This window comes from Streptomyces sp. NPDC036815, from assembly GCF_055609205.1.
This window is the reverse complement of sequence record NZ_JBVJPW010000006.1, coordinates 49,571-70,214: the sequence shown is the minus strand read 5'-3', so window position 1 is coordinate 70,214 and position 20,644 is coordinate 49,571. Positions and strand designations below refer to the sequence as shown.

Here is a 20,644-nt window from a genome sequence, read left to right as displayed (position 1 = left end):
TTTACGGAGCCTTGACCCGGCCTACGGTTTCACCGCAGGTGAGCCGCCCTGTGTTGTTCGCGTCACAGGCTGCTGCGTTTGACTCCGTTTCAGGGACTATGACGGCAATGATCCTTGATTTGATGTTATTTCCGTACGTGTATTCGTGTGGCCGAATATCGTCCCAGCCACGGAGCTCGATCGATGACGCAGCGCGTACGGATCCCACGGCACACAAGAACCCCTTCCACCTCGCGAATCACCCGGCAGGCGGGTCGTTCGCGCCCCGCGACGGCAGCGGCGGCGGCCCTTCTGCTCGTGGGCATCGCGGGCGCCGCGGCATGCTCGGCCCAGCCGTTGGCGGGCGGGCAGCACTCCCCGAGCGGCGGGGCCGCGGCCGGGTGGCGCCCCTTCACGCTCGTCGCCTCCGGCGACGTCCTGCCGCACGCCTCGATCATCCGCCAGGCCAACGCCGACGCGGACGGCGACGGCTACGACTTCGAGCCGATGCTCGCGGGCGCCAAGCCGGTCGTCGCCGAGGCCGACCTGGCGATCTGTCACATGGAGACGGTCTACGGAGCCGACGGCGACTACACCGGCTACCCCAGCTTCAAGTCCCCGCCCCAGGTGGCCCGCGCCCTGAAGTCCACCGGGTACGACTCCTGCTCCACCGCCTCCAACCACACCCTGGACGACGGCGCGGCAGGGGTGCGGCGCACTCTGGACGCGCTGGACGAGGCGGGCGTGAAACACGCCGGCTCGGCCCGTTCGGCCGCCGAGGACAAACGCCCGGCCTGGCTGCGGGCGGGCGGCGCGAAGGTCGCCCAGCTCGCGTACACCTACGGCACGAACGGCTACCCGCTGCCGAAGGGCAAGCCGTGGACGGTCGACCTCATCGACCGCGACAAGATCGTCGCGGACGCCAGGGCGGCCCGGAAGGCGGGCGCCGACGTGGTGGTCGTCAGCGTGCACTGGGGCACGGAGTGGCAGGACGAGCCCGACCGCCGGCAACTGCGGCTCGGCAAACAGCTCACGGCCTCCCGCACGGGCGGCCGCCCCGACATCGACCTGCTCCTCGGCACGCACGCCCACGTGCCGCAGGCCTACGAGAAGGTGAACGGCACCTGGATCATCTACGGCATGGGCGACCAGATCGCCGGAGACATGATCAACTACGAGGGCGCGCACGACCCGCGCGGCAACCAGGGCACCATCGGCCGCTTCACCTTCGAGCCGCCCGCGAACCCCGGCACCCGCTGGCAGGTGAAGAAGGCCGAGTTTTTCCCGATGCTGTTCGACACCGACGCGGGCCGCGTCGTCGACCTCAACAAGGCGCTGGAGCGTGGCGCCGAGCTGGGAGATGTCCGTGACCGGATCCGCCGGGTCGTCCTCAGCCGGGGCGGCGGCAAGGCCGGCCTGGTCATGGGGAAGTAGGCCCGTCCGAGGACGGCGCGGTCCGCGCAAGCTCCGACTTCCGGTACGAGTACCCGAAGTACACGCCGAGACCGAGCACGAACCACACCGCGAACCGCACCCAGGTCTGCCACTGCAGGAACGTGATCAGCCAGATCGAGAAGACCACCCCGAGCGCGGGCACCACCGGCATCCCCGGGCAGCGGAAGGTGCGCGGCAGCTCGGGCCGCTTGTAGCGCAGCACGATCACCGCGATACACACCACCACGAACGCCAACAGGATCCCGATGTTGGTCAGTTCGGCCGCCTCGCCGATCGGCAGGAACCCGGCGATGGCGGCCGACGCGACCCCGACGATCCACGTCACACGGGTCGGCACGTGCCGCGTCGGGTGCGTCTTGGCGAACCACTTGGGCAGGAGGCCGTCCCGGCTCATCGAGAACCACACACGTGTGCAGCCGAGCATGAACGTGAACATCACCGTGAGGATGCCGATGATCGCGCCCACCGCGATGACATCCGCGAGCCCGCCGAGCCCCACCGACTTGAAGGCCGTCGAGAAGCCGCTCTCCGGGTCGACGTCCTTGTAGCTCTGCATGCCCGTCAGGACCAGGCAGGCGAGCACGTACAGCACCATCGAGATGGCCAGGGAGTAGAGGATCGCCTTCGGCATGTGCCGCTGGGCGTCCTTGGACTCCTCCGCCGCGGTGCTCATCGCGTCGTATCCGAAGACGGCGAAGAAGACGGTCGCCGCGCCCGTGAACGCGCCGCTGACCCCGTAGGGGAAGAACGGGTCGTAGTTGCCGGTCTCGATGTGGAAGAAGCCGACCGCGATGACGACGATCACCACGATCACCTTCAGCACGACCACGATCATCTCGAAGCGCGCGGCGTTCTTGATGCCGAGGGTCAGCAGGTACGCGATGAAGAGGCACAGCACCGCGGCGAACAGGTCGACCTTGTGCCCGTCGCCGGTGCCCGGCGCGCCCATCATCCAATTCGGCAGCTCGGCCCCCAGCTCCTCCACCAGGAAGCCGAAGTAGCCGGAGATGCCGATCGCGACGACGGCGACGATCGCGGTGTACTCCAGGAGCAGGTCCCAGCCGATGAACCAGCCGGTCAGCTCGCCGAGCACCACGTAACCGTAGGTGTACGCCGAGCCCGCCTTCGGGATCATGCCCGCGAACTCGGCGTAGGAGAAGGCGGCGGCGGCGCTCGCCACGCCCGCGATCAGGAAGGAGATCAGTACCGCGGGCCCCGCGGTGCCGTTGGCCACGGCGCCGGCGAGGCTGAAGATGCCGGCACCGATGATGCCGCCGACACCGATCGCGGTGAGCTGCCAGAGCCCGAGCGACTTGGAGAGACCGCCGCCCGCCTCTGTCTCCTCGATGTGCTCGATGGGCTTGCGGCGCAGTACGCCCTGTCCCATCCGGAGTCCCGACATGAGCTCCACCTCTTCGCAGACGGCGTCGGCTGATGGCGGATCATGATGGCCCAGCCCGGGCCGGTACGGAAGACGCCACACCCCGGGCGTCCGGGGGGTTCTTGCGGCGGGCCGCCGTTCAGGGCAGTGCGGGGGCCAGCCGCTTGACCTCGCGCAGGGTGGGGGAGGTCTCGATGCTCTGGATGCCGGGCAGCGGGCCGATGCGCCGGTCGATGTAGTCGTACAGCTCGCCGGGGCCGCGGAAGACACCGCTGGCCACGAGGTTCGAGGTCCCGGTGACGGCGGCGGCGAACGCGGTCGAGCGGTGCGCGGCGAGGCTCTCGCCGACGGTGCGCAGATGGGCGGGGGAGACCTTCAGCCAGAGCTGGGTGGTCATGTGGTAGCCGAGGAGCTGGGGGTCGAAGTCGACCCCGAAGCTCAAGGCGCCCTCGGCGCGCAGGCGTTCGAGGTGGCGCCGCACGCTGGACGGCGAGCGTCCGGTGGCCTTGCCCAGCTCGGGCAGGGTGGCGCGGCCGTCGCGTGCCAGCTCGGCGAAGAGGGCGCGGTCGGTGGAGTCCAGGGACAGGGGTGGCGCGTCCGGCGTGCCGGAATCCACCGGCGCCGACTCGGGGGTGCGGAACCGCGTCGCGTGCCAGGTGCTGGTGGTGCCCATGAAGATCCGCAGCATGCAGTGCGCGCTCACGGAGAGCACCTTGGGCGTGCGGGGCAGTTTCTGCAGCAGCAGGGCGTTGCGCTCGTCGGCGCTGCGGGTGTTCACGGCGCAGGTGATCTCGGTGCCGCCGGATGCGAGGGTGACCCAGCTGGTGTCGGGGCGGCGGGCCAGGGCCTCGGCGATGGTGCCGGCCGCGTCCGGGGTGCAGTGCAGCCGCAGCAGCCAGCGGACCAGGCCGAGACGCACGGGGTTGGCGTGGCCCACGATGCGCAGCCCCAGGCCCCGCAGTCGCTGGTAGCGCCGGGCCAGGGTGCGCTCGGAGACCTCGAACCGTCGGGCGAGAGCGCTGAAGGGGGCCCGGCCGTCGTGCTGCAGGGCTTCGAGCAGCCGGTGGTCGAACTCTGCGAGGGCGCTGGAATCCACCGCGTCGCCTCTCCTGGATGCCGGAATCCGCCACAACGCAGCGTACGGCTTGGGCGGCCGCCGAGGGGGCATCGAAGGTGGCCGGGTCCTTGCTCCTTCCCCTTCCTCCGGGAGTCCTTGTCATGCGTATCTGGGGGCCGCTGGCCGCCATCTGTCTGGGCAGTTTCATGCTGCTCATCGACGTCACCATCGTCCTTGTGGCCCTGCCGTCCATGTCGGAGTCGCTGGGCTCCTCGCTGGCGCAGCTGCAGTGGGTCGCCGACGGCTACGCGCTCGCGGTGGCCGCCGCGCTGCTCGGCGCCGGGATGCTCGCCGACCTGCACGGGTGGCGCCGCGTGTACGCGGTCGGCCTCGTCGTCTTCGCGCTGGCCTCGGTGGCGTGCGCGCTCGCCCCCGGCATGGGATGGCTGATCGCCGCCCGGCTGGTCCAGGGACTCGGCGCGGCGGCGATGTTCGCCACCACGCTGTCGCTCATCAGCACCCTGTACTCGGGCCGCCGACTGGGCCTCGCCTTCGGGGTGTGGGCGGCGGTGGCCTCCAGCGCCGCCGCGCTCGGCCCGGTCCTCGGCGGTCTGCTCACCGAGGCGCTCGACTGGCGATGGATCTTCTACGTCAACGTGCCCGTCACCGTGCTCGCGCTGGCGATGACCTTCCGCTACATCCCCCGCTCACCCCGCGCGCGGGACGGGGCGCGGCGCCTGGACGTGCCCGGAGTGGTGCTCTTCGCCCTCGCCGCCGGCGGTTTCGTCTACGCGCTGACCGAGTCGCACGCCCACGGCTGGACCTCGGCGGCGACGCTGGTGCCGCTCGCGGGCGCCCTCGTGGCCCTCGCGGTCTTCCTGGCCGTGCAGCGGCGCGGGACGCACCCGCTGCTCGACCTGTCCCTGTTCCGGCGCCCGGCGTTCACCGCGGCGATGCTCACGATCGCGGTGGGGGAGGGCGCGGTGTACGGGATCCTGCCGTACACCTCGATGTGGCTGCAGTCCGTCCAAGGGCTCTCGCCGGTCGGCGCGGGGCTCGTGATCCTTCCGCACGCGGCGGCGGCCGCACTGGTGGCGGTGGTGAGCGGCAGGTGGATGCCCAGGCCTTCGCCGCGCGTGGGCGCCACCCTCGGCCTGACTCTGGCCGGTCTCGGCGTGGCCGCGCAGGGCTTCCTCGACGCCGGCTCCGGCTGGCCCGTCCTGGTCGGCGGCCTGGCCCTGAGCGGCCTGGGCATGGGGCTCGTCTTCCAGGTCGCCGCCTCGCTGGCGCTCGGCTCGGTGCCGCCCGAACGGGCCGGGATGGCCAGCGGCACGTACAGCACGTTCGAGCAACTCGGTTACGCCTTCGGGGTCGCCGCCTTCGGCACCCTGGCCGTCTCCACCATGAGCCGCTCCCTGGCCGACGACGTCGCCGATCCGGACGCGGCCGCCCAGAGCCTCTCCGGCGGCGGGGCCGGGGCGCTGCTGGAAGCCGTCCCCGCGGGGCAGCGGACGTCGTTCGAGCACACGCTGCACGCGGTGTTCGCCACCGGTCACAACACGCTGGCGCTCACCGCGGGGGCCGTGGCGCTGGCGGGTGCCGGGTTCGTCCTCTGGCTGACGCGGTCCTCCGCCGCGCGTCCGGCGGAGGTTCCCGGGCAGCCCGGCCCGGCCGACCCGGAGGGTACGGGGAAGGCCGCCACGTCAGCCGTGTCGCCCGGCTAGCGCGGCGCGCCGGCCGGTCACGGAACCACGGTGACCGGCCACCGGCCCGCCTTGACCAGACGCACGGCGACCGAACCGACGATGCGGTGGCCCGCCTGCTCGGAGGCGCCGACGATCACGGCGTCGGCCTTCAGGTCGTCTGCGGCGGTGACGAGACCGGTGTAGGGGTCACCGCGGAATGTGTGGAACTCCCACCGGACGTCGAATATCCCCTTCACCCGCTCGGTCGCGGCCCGGATCTCCGTGATCAGTCCCTCGGCGATCTCGTCCGTGGTCTCGGCGACCGGCGCGCCGAACGCCGCGCCCGCCGCGAGCACCGGCTGGATGTACACGACGGCGAGCAGGGCCCGCTGTCGCCGCGCCAGGCCTCCGGCGTAGGCCGCCGCCCGCAGGGAGGAATCGGAGCCGTCGACTCCGACGACGATCACCTTGGGCCCGTCGGTGCCGCGTTCGAACTGCTTGGACTGATCTTCACTCACGCCGAGAGGTTAGCGGAGGCACTCATACCGCATGCGCTCCGGGCGGCCGCCGCCCACCGCCCGCGCCGCTCGACGCGCGCCGCGGCCCAGCTCTTCCTACAGTCGTGACCATGACGGTCAGCACGGAGGAGCCCGAGGCCAGAGACCCGATACCCACCAGGAGCGGCTTCCTCGGCCGCGTTCCGGAGGCCTTCGCCGCCTTCTTCGGCACCCTCGGCATCTTCTGCGCGGTCCTCGCGGTGATCGCCCCGCTGCGCCGCCTCCTCATGCCGGTCATCCGCGTCCTCGACCTCGTCACCGTGCCGGTCAGCCCGAACCTCGCGTACGCCGTCTTCCTCTTCCTCCTCGCCGGCGCGACCGCGGCCCGCAAGAAGGTCGCCTGGTGGCTCGTCATCAGCTACCTGGGCCTGCTCCTCGCCTTCGACGTGCTCGGCGCCGCCCTGGGCTTCTGGGCGGAGTCGCTGCCGTCCTTCGTCGTCTGCGGCATCGCCTTCGTCCTGCTGATCCTCGCCCGCAAGGAGTTCTCCGCGGACTCCCGGCGCGCCGCCGTCCGGCGGGCCCTCGCGGTCCTGGTGGCGGGCCTGGCCGCCGCGGTCCTTCTCGGCTGGGGCCTGGTGGAGCTGTTCCCCGGCACGCTGGTGCGCGAGGAACGGCTGCTGTGGGCCGCGAACCGCGTCTGCGGCGGACTGATCCACGGCCACGACTACTTCGACGGCGCACCGCCCCGCGGCCTCCACTTCTGGCTCGGCCTGTTCGGCGCCCTCGCCCTGCTGAACGCGGCCGCCACCCTCTTCCGCTCCCAGCGCATGGAAGCGGCCCTGCACGGCGACGAGGAACCCCGCATCCGCGCACTCCTCGGGGCGTACGGAGCGCAGGACTCGCTCGGCTACTTCGCCACCCGGCGCGACAAGGCCGTCGTCTTCTCACCCAGCGGCAAGGCCGCCGTCACCTACCGCGTCGAGGCCGGGGTCTGTCTGGCCAGCGGTGACCCCGTGGGGGACCGCGAGGCCTGGCCGCACGCGATCGGCGCCTGGCTGGCCGTGGCCCGGCGGTACGCCTGGCAGCCCGCCGTCATGGGCGCCTCCGAGGACGGCGCGACCGCGTACGCCCGCGCCGGGCTCGGCGCGCTGCAACTGGGCGACGAGGCCATCCTGCACGTCGCCGACTTCGACCTGGACGGCCGCGACATGCGCGTCACGCGGCAGGCCGTGAACCGGGTCCGCCGCACCGGCGCCACCGCCCGCGTCCGACGCCACTCCACCCTCACCGACGAGGAGATGGAGGAGATCATCGACCGGGCCGACGCCTGGCGCGACACCGAGACCGAGCGCGGCTTCTCCATGGCGCTCGACCGGCTCGGCGACCCCGAGGACGGCGGCTGCCTCCTGGTCGAGGCCCTGGGCGAGGACGGCAAGCTCCTCGCGCTGCTCTCCCTCGTCCCCTGGGGCAAGGACGGCGTGTCCCTCGACCTGATGCGCCGTGACCGCACGGCGCCCAACGGCGTCATGGAGTTCATGGTCGCCGAGCTCTGCGCCGCGGCGCCCCGCCTCGGGGTGCGCCGCATCTCCCTGAACTTCGCCGTGTTCCGCTCGGTCTTCGAGGAGGGCGGCCGCATCGGCGCGGGACCCGTCCTGCGGCTGTGGCGCAAGCTGCTCCTGTTCTTCTCCAAGTGGTGGCAGCTCGAAGCGCTCTACCGCTCCAACGCCAAGTACCACCCCGAGTGGTACCCGCGCTTCATCTGCTACGGCGACAGTGGCGCCCTCGCCCGCATCAGCCTGGCGTCGGGCATCGCCGAGGGCTTCGTCTCCGTACCGTCGCTGCGCAAGCTCTGGGGCAAGGGCCACAAGCCCCGCGGCGTCAGCCAGCCCACGACCACCGAGGGCCTGCCCTCGATCGCCGCGCTCGGCCTCGCCGGCCGGGACGAAGCCGCCGCCGACCCCACGTCGAAGCTCCCGGAACAGATTCGCGTCCGCCACCACAAACTCGACCGGCTGCGCGCCGAGGGCATCGACCCCTACCCGGTCGGCCTGCCCCCGCGCACCCACGAGCTGGCCCGCGTCACCCGCGACCTGACGGGGCTGCGGGTCACCGTCGCGGGCCGCGTCATGCTCCTGCGCGACTTCGGCGGCATCGTCTTCGCCGCGCTGCGCGACTGGTCGGGCGACCTGCAGATGGCCCTCTCCCGCGACGCCTCGGGCCCCGCCGTCCTGGACCGCTTCACCGCGGGCACCGACATCGGCGACCACATCAGCGCCACCGGCACGGTCGGCACCAGCGACCGCGGCGAACTCACCGTCTTCGTCACCGACTGGCGGCTCACCGGCAAGTGCCTGCGCCCGCTGCCCGACAAGCGCCGCGGCCTGACCGACCCCGAGGCCAAGGTCCGCCGCCGCTACCTCGACCTGGTCGCGAGCCCCGGCGCACGCGATGTGGTGCGGGCCCGCTCCGCCGCCGTGCAGGCCCTGCGCCAGGGGCTGCTCGACCGCGGCTATCTGGAGGTCGAGACGCCGATGCTCCAGCAGATCCACGGCGGCGCCAACGCCCGGCCCTTCACCACCCACATCAACGCCTACGACCTCGACCTGTACCTGCGCATCGCCCCGGAGCTGTACCTCAAGCGGCTCTGCGTGGGCGGCATGGAGAAGGTCTTCGAGATGGGCCGCACCTTCCGCAACGAAGGCGTCTCCTACAAGCACAACCCCGAGTTCACGATGCTGGAGGCCTACCAGGCCTTCGCCGACTACGACGTGATGCTCGACCTCACCCGCGAACTCGTCCAGGGCGCCGCGACCGCCGCCTTCGGCTCCCCCGTCGCCCGCAAGGCCGATGCCAGGGGCCGGCTCGTCGAGCACGACATCTCCGGGCCCTGGCCCGTCAAGACGGTGTACGGCGCGATCTCCGAGGCGCTCGGCGAGGAGATCGACGCCGACACCCCGCCGGCGGCCCTGCACCGGCTCTGCGACCGGGCCGGTGTCCCGTACACCGTGGACGACGGACGCGGCGACGTCGTCCTGGAGATGTACGAGCGGCTCGTCGAGGAGAAGACGACGCTGCCCACCTTCTACAAGGACTTCCCGACCGACGTCTCCCCGCTCACCCGGCAGCACCGCACCGACCCGCGGCTCGCCGAGCGCTGGGACCTCGTCGCCTTCGGCACCGAACTGGGCACCGCCTACAGCGAGTTGACCGACCCCGTGGAACAACGCCGACGGCTCACGGCGCAGTCGCTGCTCGCCGCAGGGGGAGACCCCGAGGCCATGGAGCTCGACGAGGACTTCCTCGACGCCCTGGAGTACGCGATGCCGCCCACCGGCGGCCTCGGCATCGGCGTCGACCGGCTCGTCATGTTCCTCACCGGCCTCACCATCCGGGAGACCCTGCCCTTCCCCCTCGTCCGCCGCGTCTGATCGGGTGCTTTCGGCGGCCGCCCCGGTGTTGATGTTCCGCGCCGGCCTTCGGCCATGCGACGGATTGGTCATGAAAGATGATCAGCTGACGCCAGGGCGCCGGGTCCTGCTCCGTGCCGCCGCGGTTCTCGGCCTGGGCGCGGCCTCGGGATGCGCCGACACGGACCGGCCCGCCGCCCCGCGGGCCACCGCCGGCGCGGGAACGGCCGCAGCGGGCCCGCAGGCCGCGCAGGCCCGCAGGCCCTCCGCGTATCGCCTGCAGCCCATGGCGGGATACGGGCCCCCGCGCGCCGGGCGGGCCCTGCCCCGGGTGCGCAAGGCGCCCATCCTGCGCATGCCGGGGCGCGACCGGTCGATGGTGCTCACCTTCGACGACGGCCCCGATCCGCGCTACACGCCCCGCATCCTGCGCACGCTGCGCAAGCACGACGTCCGCGCGGTGTTCTTCGTCTGCGGCGAGATGGCCGTCGACAACGTGGACCTGCTGCGCGAGATGGCCGACGACGGCCATCTGATCGGCAACCACACCTGGAGCCATCCGCTGCTGACCCGGCTGGGCCGGGCGCCGATGCGCGAGCAGATCGAACGCACCTGTGACGTCATCGAGAGCGCGACCGGCGAGTACCCCGCCTGGTTCCGGGCCCCCTACGGCGCGTGGAACCGCAATGCCTTCCAGCTGGGGGCCGAGTTCGGCATGGAGCCGCTGGCCTGGACCGTCGACACCCTCGACTGGACCGAACCCGGCGCCAGGACCATCGTGCGGCGCGTGCGCGCGGGCGCGGGGCCGGGCGTCGTGGTGCTCTCGCACGACGCGGGCGGCGACCGCTCGGGCAGCGTCGAGGCGCTGCGCGACTACCTGCCGGAACTCCTCGACTCCGGCTACCGGATGACGCTGCCGAGCCACGAGCCGACATGACCGCCCACCCGGCTGGTTCCCGTGTCAGCGCACGGCGACCAGTCGGGCGAACACCACCACGTTCCCGTCGTACCCGGCCTTCTCCGAAAAACCGCCGCCGCAGGTGATGACGCGCAACTCCGGAGTTCCACTGTTCCCGTAGACCCGCTCGCCCGGGAATTTCGCCTTGTCGAAGACTTCGATTCCGTAGATCTTGAAAATGGCCGTCTTCTTGTCCTTGCGCCTGACCTCGACGTGATTGCCCTTCTTCAGCGATCCCAGGCCGTAGAAGACGGCGGGACCCTGCTGGTTGTCCACGTGGCCGACGACCACGGCCGTGCCCTCCTCGCCGGGTGAGACAGCGCCGGTGAACCAGCCCGCGAGGTTCGGGTCGTCGGCGGGCGGCGCGTCCACCCAGCCCTCGGCGTCCAGGCCCACCTGTATGACCGGCGCGTCCACCTGGATGCCCTTGATGCGCACGCGTTCGGCCGGCGAGAACGTCAGGGGGGTCGGGGTGCCGGGCGCCGCGTCGGGCGTGCTGTCCGCGGCCGCGGCGGACGCGGGCTGGGGCGGGCCCACGTCGAATTCCCCGGAACCGTTGCGGATCAGCGCGAGGCCGGTCAGCAGGACGAGTGCCATCACGCCCCACGGCGCGCGCTTCTTCGGTTTCTCGTCCTCCTGGACGTCCTGGAACTCGAAATCGTCGGCCGGATGGGACGAAGGCATTCTCTATCCCCTCTCAACGCGGCGTGCGGGCCGCGTCCGTTGCGCGTAACAGCACGCTAAGCGCGGGGCGCGCGGCGTGCGAAAGGGCGGGAGCGAACGGGTGGCGCGAGCGGCACGGTGCGCCATCCGAGTCGCCCCGGGCAGGAAATTTCTGACGGTCCGTGACCTGCGGCGATGTCGGGTTGCCGTGACCCGCCTCGGCGTGTCGTCTCACCAGGACGGCCGAGCGCCGACATGCGGCCCCGCGCACGGCATCTGAGGGTCAGTCTGGGAGGCGCTCTCGCCGATGGACCGGGGACGGTATCCCCGGGGCGTCTTCCGCGGAGGATTGCCATGCGTACATCCCGTATGCGGACCACTCGTGCCCTAGCGGTCGCCGTCGCGGCCGTCGGGGTCGTCGGGCTCGCCGCCCCGGCCGCGTCCGCCTGGGCCGACCCGACCAACATCGTGGCGATGCCCAGCGTGATCCCGCGAGGGGGTCACCTGACGGTCACCGTCGACGGATCGTCCTGCCAGTCGTCCGGCAGCAAGATCACGTCGCCCGCCTTCCCGGACACGGAGCTGCGGGGCATTCCGGGCGGCAGCGCGGTGAGCGCCACCGCGATCGTGCACCAGCACGCCCGGCCCGGCGCGTACGACATCACGGCCCACTGCGGGGGCAAGACCCTGACCCGTCCTGCCGCGTTCACCGTCATCCACGGCGGTGTCCGCGGTGGCCTGGGTGGCAGCACGCACTCCGGGGCGACCGGCACGGACATGGCGATCGGTGGTGCCCTGGTGGCCGCCGCGGTGGTCGGTGGCGGGGTCTTCTGGATGCGCCGCCGGTCCGAGAACCGCGTCTAGGGGTTCCGGCCGGGCCGACGCGACCCCCTTCCGCTCCGCGCCCGGCGTACCCGTCTCGCACCGCGGGTGGCAGCGCTTCGTCCCCGGGATCTGGAGACGTCCCGGGGGCGAAGTGCTGCCGGGCGTGGGTCAGGAGTGGTCTCCGCCGGTGCGGCGGCGCACCTTGTAGTACGCGGTGCCGATGGTGCCCAGGATCAGGGCGCCGCCGAGGGCGATCTCGTGCGCGTCGAAGCCGCCGAGGCTGCCGCCGGTACCGGCCTTGACACCCTTGTGGACGCCGTGGTCCGGGCGGTGGGTGTTGTGGTCGGGGTGGTGGCTGTTGTTGTCGGGGCGTCCGGTGGCGATGGTGAGGTCGGTCTTGTCGCTGCCGGGGTTGCTGCCGTTGCAGGTGAACGTCACCTCGTACATCGCGCCGGGCTTGGCGTCCCAGAACACCTGGGCGGTCGCGGACTTCTGCCCCTTGGGGATGGTGGTGTCGTCGAAGACGCCGGAGGTGACCTTCGTTTCGCCGTCGCAGCCGTCGACGTTCAGGGTGATCTGACCGCCCGCGGCGATCGTCGTGGGCGTGATGCTGAAGCCGAACGCGGTCACGTTCTCCTCGTCGAGGACGGCCGCGGCCGCGGCCGGGACCGTCACGGCAAGCGCGGAAGCGGTGAGCAGAGCGGCCGAAGCGACGCGTATCGCGCGCATGATGTTCCTCCGGGTCCTCCGAGGAGCAGCTGCGGACTCTTCTTCCGCTGACGCCTGAAATGCACCTCGATGACCGAAACGCTAGGTACGGACGCGGGGCGCCGCTATCCGTGTCGTGCGAACGGGGCAATCGTGTGGGCCGGTCGGGCGAACGGCGCGGCGTGGCGGGCCGGGTGGCGGCCGGGGATGTGCGACAGCGCGTGCCGGGCGTCGGGGCGCAGGCGGGGATTCGAGTTCGGGCTCCGAGGGGATGTGGCGCAGGCCCTCAGGGCGTCAGGCCGATGTGTGACGCCAGCCACGGGAGCTGCTTCTCCAGGCCCGGGCGCCACACCTGCCAGCTGTGCCCGCCCGGCAGCTGGACGAGCTCGGCCTTCATCCCGGCCTTCTTCGCCGCCGCGTACACCGTGAGCGCCTGCGGGCGGTACGTCGAGTCGTCGGTCCCCGCGACGAACGCCCCGGCCGTGTCAGGGAACCTCTCCCGCGCCATCACGTCCACCGGGTTGACCTTCTCGAACGCCGCCTCGTCCCCGCCGAACGCCGCGTCCACCGTCTTCCGTCGGCTCCCGAGCGTCGGCTCGTCCTGGCCGGAGATGTCCAGGAAGGTGCCGTAGCGCCGCGGCGCGTTGACCGCCAGCTGCAGGGCGCAGGTGCCGCCGTTGGAGAGGCCGGAGACCGCCCAGTGGGCCCGGCCCGTGGCCGTCTGCAGATGCCCGGCCGCCCAGTCCGGGACGTCCTCGGCGAGGTATGTCTGCACCTTGCCGAGCCGGGAGTCCATGCACAGCGGATTGTCGAAGGAGGAGCCCAGCGGGTCGACCACCAGGACGACCGGCGCGAGACCGGCGTGCCGGGCGGCGAAGTCGTCCATCATGTCCGGCAGCTGACCCGAGGTGATCCAGTCCTGCGGGGCGCCGGGCTGACCGGCCATCAGGACGAGCACGGGCAGTGGGGGGCGGGGCGAGGCCCGGTAGGCCGGGGGCAGATAGACGTAGGCGTCGCGGGCCTTGAACCCCGACTTCGCGCCCGGAATCGAGGCGGTCGAGACGGTGCCCTTGGCGGGCAGCCCGGCCGGTGCCTTCCACACCTCGGAGAGCGCCTTGCCCGCGGGCACGTCGAGCGTCGGTTCCCTCTGGCCCGTGGCGTCCTTGAGGCTGACGGTGTCCTGGGGGCCGAGCATGGTCCGCGCCGTCGGGTAGTTGTCGTAGTGGATGTTCACCTCGGAGAGCCCGAGGACGACGACGAGGAGGCCCGGGAGCAGGGCGCCCGTGCGACCGCGCAGGCGCAGGGTCGGCAGCCGGAAGAGGGTGAGGCACACCCCGAGAAGGGTGACGCCGATCCACCCGACCACGTCGCCGGGGAGCTTGTCGGGGAAGGGCTGCCACCAGTCGTCGACGGCGACCTCGACCAGGAGGGTCAGGAGCGCCGCCGTGACCACGGCGAGCGGGAGCAGCCGGGTCCACCAGCGGCGGTCGCGGGAGAGGAGCAGGGCGGCGAGCGCCAGACAGCCGAGGATCCGTACGACGAGCGGGACCGCTCCGTCGACCAGTGACCAGTCCAGCGGCCCGGCGGCCATCGGTACCCGCTCCACGCGCGTCCCCGTTCCGTTCGGTCCCGTGCGGCCCCGAAGAAACCATAACAATGGGGCCGGGTCCGGCAAATCGGGCAACTCTGTTCACGGGGCGGGGTGAGGCGGGGCGGGGCCGGGCCCGTCGCCCGTCCGGGCTGTCCTGTCCTCAGACGTCCGTCCACGCGTGCGCCATGCCGCGCCACTCGACCAGATGCGGGTCGTCGAGCGCGATGTCGGCCTCGCCGATGCCCGCGCGCCGCAGGAGCTCCGTCAGGTCCGCGTCGCTGCGGGCGACGCCGACGTCCTGCCCGCGCACGGTGACCCGCCGTCCGCCGTCGGCGGCGGGCGGATGGACGACGATCGGTGTCTGCCAGGCCATGACACAAGGGTGCGCCGTACGGGAGCGCGGCGCAGCGCGGTTCACGGCCAAGGCGGAACCGGGACGGCCGCAGGGCCGGGATCGGTGGCCATACTGTGGAGCCGACCGCACCGCGCACCGCACGGGAGCGCGTCGACGGCGAGTCGAAGCTCAGCCTGCGGGTGCTCAGCCTGCGGGTGCGGGCGGAGTCGGCGATCACCCTGTGGCGGCTGCGCCTCGGCCGCCGGGGCGCGGGGAGCTGACGGGCGGGCTCCCCGCGCCCCCGGGCCGGGCCCGGTCAGCCTCCCAGTCCCGGGAACAGCGCCCGGAAGGGTTCCGCCGTCGCCGCGATGCCGCGGCTGTAGGGCGCGTCGAAGTCCCAGATGAGGAAGAGCAGGAAGGCGAACAGGGCGGAGAAGATGCCCGCGAGGACCAGTTCGCGCACGGTGCGGCGGATCTGCAGGGCGAAGATCATGCCGATGGTGATGAGCCCTCCGATGATGAGGCCGAACCAGACCACGCCGGGCATGGTCGCCCCCGTACTGTCCGCGCGGGCGCTGCGCGCGTCGTCCGCGGCCGCCACCGCGTCGACCAGGGGCTGGTAGGCCTGGGCCTCGAAGTCCGACTTCGGCTCGTAGTCCGTCACGTCGTGCCGGACGCGAGCCAGCAACTCGGCGCCCCGGTCGGTGAGTTCGCCCTTGTCCCTCATCGCGTCCCACTCGGTGGTGACGACATGGCTGGCATAGGCGTGGACATCGGCGCGGATCCGGTCGCGGACGTCGTCGGGGTAGACCCGCGCCCGCTCCGAGACCTCGTGCAGCGCCTGGGCCTCCAGCCGCACGTGTTCCTGCGCGCTGCCCCGTGCCTCCCACACACCCGCGATGGCCAGGCCGAGGACGATGGCGTAGACGACGCCGATCATCATCGTCATGTACTCGATGACGTCCGGAGTCTCGGACGCGTCGTAGTCCGCGCCGGTCCTGCGGTGCCGCAGCAGCGTCACGACGAGGACGACAGCGCAGGCCGCCGCCATCGCGAGGGTGAGAACAAGCCATTCCGACATGGAAACCTCCGGCGGTCAGCGCGGGCGGAGCGCGGCGACGGCGAGCACCGCGGGCGCCGTGATGAGCAGGGTGAGGGAGACGAGGGACGGGCCGCCGCGCGGCTGCTGCCTGCGCGACTGGGCGTGATACGCCGGATAGGTCACGGACGGGGGTGACGGAGTGGGCCGAGGGGTCACGGAAGGCTTCGGCTTCTTCGGCTTGGGCTCGGGGGCCGGTGCGGGGGGCGGCGCCGGTGGCGGCGGTGGCGGCGCCACGGGCCTGACGGGCGGCGCGGGAGCGGGGGGCGGTTCCGGGGCCGGTGGCGGGGGAGGCGGCGGTGGTGGTGGCGGAGCCGGAGGTGGCGGCGGGGGCTTCGGTTTCGGTGGCTTCGGGTGGTGCGTGGGTCCGGCGTGGCAGTCGCCGTCGCCCGCGACGGCCACCGCCCCACCGCCCGAACTCCCGCCGTCCTGACTGATCGAGGCGTACCCGCAGTCGTCGGCGGAGGCCGCGCCGACGGCCGACGAGGCGCCGAGCAGCAGGGCCAGCGCGATGAACGCCAACACGCGTATGGCCATGGGTGACAAGGCCCGTGATGTTCCGTGCACGACGGGGAGCATGAGCCGTACATCCGCCTGCCACGCCGGAGAGGCCCAGGAATGACCCGAAGGAAGGATCTCCCCGGTCGGGGGTTCGACGGCGCGATCTGCCCGCTCGGGGGTTCGACGGCGGGCGGTTCTCTCCCCGCGGCCGCGTCCGCCCCGGCAAAGAATCTTGCGGCGCGGCTGAACGCGACGGGCGCTCCCGCCCGTACCTAGGGCCATGTGTGACGCAATCGGGCGCCACAACACCTCTGTGGACAGTGGGAGTCAAGGATGCTGCATCCAAGTGGGGTTTCCCCCCGGGCCCGGCGGAGCGCCTCGCTCGTAGCGACGGCCGCGGCCCTGCTGGCGCTCACGACGGCGTGCGGCCAGGAGAAGGGCGACCAGTCACCGAACGGGCAGAACGTGGGCAACCAGGCGCCCGCGAAGGACGGCGGCTACGGAGCGGACGACGGCTACGGGTCGGACTCCGGCGCCGCGGACAAGGGCGCGGACGCCAAAGTGAAGCCCGCGGGGCAGCTCGCGGTGTGGGACAGCAAGAAGCTCGGCAAGGTCGTCACCGACAGCAAGGGCTTCACTCTCTACCGTTTCGACAAGGACACCGCCCAGCCGCCCAGGTCCAACTGCGACGCGGCCTGTCTGAAGACCTGGCCCGCCGTGGGTGCCGACGGGGCCAAGGCCGCGCCGGGCGTCGACGAGTCCCTCCTCGGCGAGGTCACCGCCGCCGACGGCACCAAGCAGCTGACCGTCGACGGCTGGCCGATGTACCGGTACGCGCAGGACGCCGAGCCCGGCGACGCCAAGGGCCAGGGCGTGGGCGGGACTTGGTACGCCGCGGCCCCCGACGGCAAGAAGGCGGCGCCCGCGGCGGCCGGCGCGGCCCCCGTCGACCGGGCAGGCCTGTCCACCCGCAAGGACCCGAAGCTGGGCGAGATCGTCGTCGACAGGAACGGCATGACCGTCTACCGCTTCACCAAGGACTCCGCCTGGCCGATGAAGTCGGCGTGCACCGGCGCCTGCCTCGACAAGTGGCCCGTCGTGGCCCCGGTGGCCAAGAACGACACTCGAGGAATCCTCGAGAAGGGCTTTATCGTCTTCAACCGGCCCGACGGCGCGAAGCAGCAGACGATCAACTGCTGGCCGCTGTACACCTTCGCCGGCGACAAGAAGCCCGGTGACACCAACGGCCAAGGCGTGGGCGGCACTTGGTATGCCGCGAGCCCGCAGGGGAAGCCGGTGGGTGCCGCGAAGTAGCCCGTACGGCGTACGGACAGACCGGCCCGTCTCCTCCCATATCACAGGGAGGGGGCGGGCCGGCCCGTGATGGGGGACAAGGCACTTGCCAAAGGCAGTGACCGAGAACGGACGACCAATTTCCGTTTTGACTCGCTCCCTTGGCGGACGATCAGTAGCCTCACCCTCGAACACCGGATCGCCTGCGTCACCCCCTACGCCTTGGAGTCTTGATGGAGCGTCCCGCCTGGGCCCCGCTCGGCATCGACATCTCGATGCCCAGCGTGTCCCGCATCTACGACTACTACCTGGGCGGCTCGCACAACTTCGAGGTGGACCGGGAGGCGGCCCGCCGGGCGATGGAATCCATGCCGGGGCTCCCGAAGGTCATGCAGGCGAACCGGGCCTTCATGCGGCGCGCGGTGCGCCACGCCGTCGAGCAGGGCGTCACGCAGTTCCTCGACATCGGCTCCGGCATCCCGACGTTCGGCAACGTCCACGAGGTGGCGCGACAGGCGAGCCCCGAAGCCCGCGTCGTCTACGTGGACCACGACCCGGTCGCCGTGGCGCACAGCCAGGCCGTGCTCGAAGGCATCGAGGGAACCGCGGCCGTCGCCGGGGACCTGCGCAAGCCCCGGGACATTCTGGGCAGTTCGGAGGTCGCATCGGTTCTCGACCTGGACCGCCCGGTTGCCCTCCTCCTTGTCGCCGTACTGCACTTCGTGGAGGACGCGTACGATCCTTACGCGGCGGTCGCCGAGCTGCGGGACGCAACCGCGCCCGGCAGCCTCGTGATCGTCAGCCACGCCTCGTACGAGGGGATCCCGGTTCCCCCCGAACAGGCCGGCCGGACGGTCGGTGTATACAAGGACATCCGCAATCCACTGATCATGCGCTCGCGCGACGAGGTCGCGCGGTTCTTCGAGGGATACGACATGGTGGAACCCGGTCTGGTGCCGATGCCGCACTGGCGGCCCGACACCGCGCCCGAGGAGGAGGATCCCTACTCCTTCTCGGGATTCGCCGGCGTGGGACGGAAGCGTTGAGCGGCGAGCAGGACGGACCCGAGGGAAGAATCCGCCGGTTCGCCACCATCTGGAGCCGCGCGATCTTTCCCGTGACGGCGACCTCGCTGACCCGCCCCGAGTTCGAGCAGCAACTGGTGCCGCTCGCCCGGCGGTTGAGCGACGCGCTGCAGGCACGCGTCTTCGAGGCGGCCGAGAGCCAGTCCGTCGGCGCCGCACTCATCGACACCCACTGCACGGACCCCGAGGCGCTCAGCCGCACGCTCGACTGCGTCGACGCCTACCTGGTCCTGTACTGCGGCGGCGACGGCCAGCAGGAAGCGCTGCGCGCCCGCTCCGCGCGCATCCAGCACGCGATGGCCGCCGGTTTCGCCCAGGCCCTGCGCGAGCGCACCCTCGCCGAGCAGGAGGCGATCTCCCGCGCCGCGCTGAGCGCGCGCAGCGCCGTCGCCGAGGCGCTGCACGCCAGCGAGGCGCGGTTCCGAGCCGTCTTCCACGGCGCCGCGATCGGCATCGGCATCGCGGCCCTCGACGGCACGGTCCTCGAGGTCAACGACGCGCTGATCCGCATGTTCGGCGGCTTGGAACACCAGCTGCGCGGGCGCAACGTGGGGGAGTGGACGCACCCCGACGACTCGCCGCACGTCTGGAAGCTGTACGAGGAACTCGTACGCGGCGACCGTGAGCACTACCGCGTCGAGAAGGCCTTCTACCGCCCCGACGGCACGGTTCTGTGGACCAACCTGACCGTCTCCCTGCTGCGCGACGCGGACGGCCAGCCGCAGTACCAGCTGGCGCTGATGGAGGACACCACCGAGCGCAGGCTGCTCAACCTCCGCCTGCGGTACGAGGCCACGCACGACGCGCTCACCGGGCTGCCCAACCGCACCCTGTTCTTCGAGCGCCTGGAGAAGGCCCTCGCGGCGGGCACCACCGCCCGGTTCGGCCTCTGCTACCTGGACCTCGACGGCTTCAAGACCGTCAACGACAGCCTCGGCCACGCGGCCGGCGACCGGCTCCTGGTCGAGGTCGCCGACCGGCTGCAGTCCTGCGCGACCGCCCCCGGCGAGATGGTGGCCCGGCTCGGCGGCGACGAGTTCGTGGCGCTCACCACGGGCCCCGACACCGAGACGGAGGTGGACGAGCTCGCGGGCCGCATCATGAACGCGCTCGCCGCCCCGATCCGCGTCGACGGACGCGAACTGACCGTACGCGGCAGCATCGGCATCGTGGAGGGCCCGGCGGGCGAGCGCGGCGCCGCGGAGGTCCTGCGCAGCGCCGACATCACGATGTACCGCGCGAAGTCGGCGGGCGGCAACCGGTACGAGCTCGCCGACCCCGAGGCCGACGCCCGCGCCATCACCCGGCACGGCCTGACCACCGCGCTGCCCGCCGCCCTGGAGCGCGGCGAGTTCTTCATCGAGTACCAGCCGCTGGTGCACCTCGGCGACGGCAGCGTGCGCGGTGCCGAGGCGCTGGTGCGCTGGCTGCACCCGCAGCACGGCGTCATCGGCCCGGACCGGTTCATCCCGCTCGCCGAGCACACCGGCCTGATCGTGCCGCTCGGCCGCTGGGTCCTCGAGGAGTCCGTGCGCCAGGCCCGCCTGTGGGAGGCCCGGCACACCGACGCGGGACCGCTGCGCGTCAACGTCAACCTCTCGCCCATGCAGCTCACCCACCCGGGCCTCGTCTCCGACACGGTCGACATCCTGGAGCGCGAGGGCCTGGAGCCGGGCGCGCTCTGCCTGGAGGTCACCGAGTCCGCCCTGATAGGAGCGGACGACGACCTGCTCAAGCCGCTGCGCAGGCTCGCCGAGATGGGCGTCGACATCGCGCTCGACGACTTCGGCACGGGGTACTCCAACCTCGCCAATCTGCGCCGCCTGCCGGTGAGCGTGCTCAAGCTGGACCGCTCGTTCACCCAGGGCATGCAGCACTTCCCCGCGGACCCCGTCGACCTGAAGATCGTCGAGGGGATCGTCGCGCTCGCCCACAGCCTCGACCTCGCGGTCACCGTCGAGGGCGTCGAGACCGGCGCGCAGGCGGACCAGCTGCGGGAGCTCGGCTGCGACACGGCGCAGGGCTGGTACTACGCGCGGCCAGGCCCGCCGGACCGGCTGCACGAACTGGCACTCGCGGACGCGATCAGCTGACCGGGGCGCTGCCCCGGCCCTGAGGTGCGGGGC

Annotated in this window: 18 protein-coding genes; 9 read left to right on the top strand and 9 right to left on the bottom strand. The window is 72.0% G+C overall.

The genetic code is table 11. From position 1 onward, the window contains the following. The first annotated feature begins 183 nt into the window (after positions 1 to 183). Positions 184 to 1,413, top strand: coding sequence for a CapA family protein (locus ACZ69I_RS15245; protein ID WP_470832537.1), 1,230 nt, complete (start codon positions 184 to 186; stop codon positions 1,411 to 1,413). On the opposite strand, the gene ACZ69I_RS15240 is transcribed toward ACZ69I_RS15245, so the two are convergent. Both ACZ69I_RS15240 and ACZ69I_RS15235 read right to left on the bottom strand, forming a co-directional pair. Next, positions 1,400 to 2,836: an amino acid permease gene (locus ACZ69I_RS15240; protein WP_470832536.1), complete on the bottom strand. Its 1,437-nt coding sequence runs from the start codon at positions 2,834 to 2,836 to the stop codon at positions 1,400 to 1,402. The genes ACZ69I_RS15245 and ACZ69I_RS15240 overlap by 14 nt on opposite strands. A 118-nt stretch (positions 2,837 to 2,954) precedes the next feature. After that, positions 2,955 to 3,911, bottom strand: a complete 957-nt coding sequence (locus ACZ69I_RS15235; protein WP_470832535.1) for an Lrp/AsnC family transcriptional regulator — start codon at positions 3,909 to 3,911, stop codon at positions 2,955 to 2,957. A gap of 122 nt (positions 3,912 to 4,033) precedes the next feature. Between ACZ69I_RS15235 and ACZ69I_RS15230 the strand changes: the two genes are divergently transcribed. After that, positions 4,034 to 5,596, top strand: a complete 1,563-nt coding sequence (locus ACZ69I_RS15230; RefSeq protein WP_470832534.1) for an MFS transporter — start codon at positions 4,034 to 4,036, stop codon at positions 5,594 to 5,596. Between the two features lie 17 nt (positions 5,597 to 5,613). Here ACZ69I_RS15230 and ACZ69I_RS15225 read toward each other — a convergent pair whose 3' ends face one another. After that, positions 5,614 to 6,075, bottom strand: a complete 462-nt coding sequence (locus tag ACZ69I_RS15225; RefSeq protein ID WP_467675309.1) for a universal stress protein — start codon at positions 6,073 to 6,075, stop codon at positions 5,614 to 5,616. Positions 6,076 to 6,185: 110 nt separating this feature from the next. On the opposite strand from ACZ69I_RS15225, the gene lysX reads away from it, so the two are divergent. Then, the gene (gene lysX / locus ACZ69I_RS15220; protein ID WP_470832533.1) at positions 6,186 to 9,482 is read left to right on the top strand and encodes a bifunctional lysylphosphatidylglycerol synthetase/lysine--tRNA ligase LysX; all 3,297 of its coding nucleotides are present in this window, start codon (positions 6,186 to 6,188) and stop codon (positions 9,480 to 9,482) included. A gap of 70 nt (positions 9,483 to 9,552) precedes the next feature. Further along, positions 9,553 to 10,398: a polysaccharide deacetylase family protein gene (locus tag ACZ69I_RS15215; RefSeq protein WP_470832531.1), complete on the top strand. Its 846-nt coding sequence runs from the start codon at positions 9,553 to 9,555 to the stop codon at positions 10,396 to 10,398. A gap of 24 nt (positions 10,399 to 10,422) precedes the next feature. Here ACZ69I_RS15215 and ACZ69I_RS15210 read toward each other — a convergent pair whose 3' ends face one another. After that, positions 10,423 to 11,103: a class F sortase gene (locus ACZ69I_RS15210; protein ID WP_467675315.1), complete on the bottom strand. Its 681-nt coding sequence runs from the start codon at positions 11,101 to 11,103 to the stop codon at positions 10,423 to 10,425. 348 nt (positions 11,104 to 11,451) lie between these two features. On the opposite strand from ACZ69I_RS15210, the gene ACZ69I_RS15205 reads away from it, so the two are divergent. Continuing rightward, positions 11,452 to 11,946 (top strand): hypothetical protein, encoded by a 495-nt coding sequence (locus ACZ69I_RS15205; RefSeq protein ID WP_467675610.1) that lies wholly within the window; start codon positions 11,452 to 11,454, stop codon positions 11,944 to 11,946. Between the two features lie 129 nt (positions 11,947 to 12,075). Here the strand turns inward: ACZ69I_RS15205 and ACZ69I_RS15200 are convergent, their stop codons facing one another. The 3 genes from ACZ69I_RS15200 to ACZ69I_RS15190 form a co-directional block, all read right to left on the bottom strand. Continuing rightward, positions 12,076 to 12,636: a hypothetical protein gene (locus ACZ69I_RS15200; protein ID WP_470832530.1), complete on the bottom strand. Its 561-nt coding sequence runs from the start codon at positions 12,634 to 12,636 to the stop codon at positions 12,076 to 12,078. A gap of 265 nt (positions 12,637 to 12,901) precedes the next feature. Continuing rightward, positions 12,902 to 14,221 carry an alpha/beta hydrolase gene (locus ACZ69I_RS15195; protein WP_470832529.1) on the bottom strand — a complete coding sequence of 440 codons (1,320 nt, stop codon included), beginning with the start codon at positions 14,219 to 14,221 and terminating at the stop codon, positions 12,902 to 12,904. Between the two features lie 145 nt (positions 14,222 to 14,366). Beyond that, on the bottom strand, positions 14,367 to 14,579 hold the full coding sequence (locus ACZ69I_RS15190) for a hypothetical protein (protein WP_470832527.1): 213 nt from the start codon (positions 14,577 to 14,579) through the stop codon (positions 14,367 to 14,369). Positions 14,580 to 14,674: 95 nt separating this feature from the next. Here ACZ69I_RS15190 and ACZ69I_RS15185 point away from each other — a divergent pair, with 95 nt between their 5' ends. After that, positions 14,675 to 14,821 (top strand): hypothetical protein, encoded by a 147-nt coding sequence (locus ACZ69I_RS15185; protein ID WP_470832526.1) that lies wholly within the window; start codon positions 14,675 to 14,677, stop codon positions 14,819 to 14,821. A 35-nt stretch (positions 14,822 to 14,856) separates the two neighbouring features. Here the strand turns inward: ACZ69I_RS15185 and ACZ69I_RS15180 are convergent, their stop codons facing one another. Both ACZ69I_RS15180 and ACZ69I_RS15175 read right to left on the bottom strand, forming a co-directional pair. Then, complete coding sequence (locus ACZ69I_RS15180; protein ID WP_470832525.1) at positions 14,857 to 15,621, bottom strand: bestrophin-like domain; 765 nt, start codon at positions 15,619 to 15,621, stop codon at positions 14,857 to 14,859. Positions 15,622 to 15,636: 15 nt separating this feature from the next. Beyond that, positions 15,637 to 16,176 (bottom strand): hypothetical protein, encoded by a 540-nt coding sequence (locus ACZ69I_RS15175; RefSeq protein WP_470832524.1) that lies wholly within the window; start codon positions 16,174 to 16,176, stop codon positions 15,637 to 15,639. 297 nt (positions 16,177 to 16,473) lie between these two features. On the opposite strand from ACZ69I_RS15175, the gene ACZ69I_RS15170 reads away from it, so the two are divergent. The 3 genes from ACZ69I_RS15170 to ACZ69I_RS15160 all read left to right on the top strand — a co-directional run bounded on the left by ACZ69I_RS15170 (position 16,474) and on the right by ACZ69I_RS15160 (position 20,611). Then, positions 16,474 to 17,454, top strand: coding sequence for an SCO0930 family lipoprotein (locus ACZ69I_RS15170; protein ID WP_470832523.1), 981 nt, complete (start codon positions 16,474 to 16,476; stop codon positions 17,452 to 17,454). Between the two features lie 212 nt (positions 17,455 to 17,666). Continuing rightward, positions 17,667 to 18,479, top strand: a complete 813-nt coding sequence (locus ACZ69I_RS15165) for an SAM-dependent methyltransferase (RefSeq protein ID WP_470832522.1) — start codon at positions 17,667 to 17,669, stop codon at positions 18,477 to 18,479. Further along, positions 18,476 to 20,611 carry a putative bifunctional diguanylate cyclase/phosphodiesterase gene (locus tag ACZ69I_RS15160; RefSeq protein ID WP_470832520.1) on the top strand — a complete coding sequence of 712 codons (2,136 nt, stop codon included), beginning with the start codon at positions 18,476 to 18,478 and terminating at the stop codon, positions 20,609 to 20,611. The genes ACZ69I_RS15165 and ACZ69I_RS15160 overlap by 4 nt, the downstream gene beginning before the upstream one ends. Positions 20,612 to 20,644: the final 33 nt, after the last annotated feature.

Excerpts from the sequence above, each read along its gene's own strand:
- ACZ69I_RS15215 (WP_470832531.1), top strand. The coding sequence starts at position 9,553 with ATGAAAGATGATCAGCTGACGCCAGGGCGCCGGGTCCTGCTCCGTGCC.
- ACZ69I_RS15240 (WP_470832536.1), bottom strand. The coding sequence starts at position 2,836 with ATGTCGGGACTCCGGATGGGACAGGGCGTACTGCGCCGCAAGCCCATC.
- ACZ69I_RS15170 (WP_470832523.1), top strand. The coding sequence starts at position 16,474 with ATGCTGCATCCAAGTGGGGTTTCCCCCCGGGCCCGGCGGAGCGCCTCG.
- ACZ69I_RS15175 (WP_470832524.1), bottom strand. The coding sequence starts at position 16,176 with ATGGCCATACGCGTGTTGGCGTTCATCGCGCTGGCCCTGCTGCTCGGC.
- ACZ69I_RS15190 (WP_470832527.1), bottom strand. The coding sequence starts at position 14,579 with ATGGCCTGGCAGACACCGATCGTCGTCCATCCGCCCGCCGCCGACGGC.
- ACZ69I_RS15180 (WP_470832525.1), bottom strand. The coding sequence starts at position 15,621 with ATGTCGGAATGGCTTGTTCTCACCCTCGCGATGGCGGCGGCCTGCGCT.
- ACZ69I_RS15165 (WP_470832522.1), top strand. The coding sequence starts at position 17,667 with ATGGAGCGTCCCGCCTGGGCCCCGCTCGGCATCGACATCTCGATGCCC.
- ACZ69I_RS15245 (WP_470832537.1), top strand. The coding sequence starts at position 184 with ATGACGCAGCGCGTACGGATCCCACGGCACACAAGAACCCCTTCCACC.
- ACZ69I_RS15230 (WP_470832534.1), top strand. The coding sequence starts at position 4,034 with ATGCGTATCTGGGGGCCGCTGGCCGCCATCTGTCTGGGCAGTTTCATG.
- ACZ69I_RS15210 (WP_467675315.1), bottom strand. The coding sequence starts at position 11,103 with ATGCCTTCGTCCCATCCGGCCGACGATTTCGAGTTCCAGGACGTCCAG.
- lysX (WP_470832533.1), top strand. The coding sequence starts at position 6,186 with ATGACGGTCAGCACGGAGGAGCCCGAGGCCAGAGACCCGATACCCACC.
- ACZ69I_RS15205 (WP_467675610.1), top strand. The coding sequence starts at position 11,452 with ATGCGGACCACTCGTGCCCTAGCGGTCGCCGTCGCGGCCGTCGGGGTC.
- ACZ69I_RS15200 (WP_470832530.1), bottom strand. The coding sequence starts at position 12,636 with ATGCGCGCGATACGCGTCGCTTCGGCCGCTCTGCTCACCGCTTCCGCG.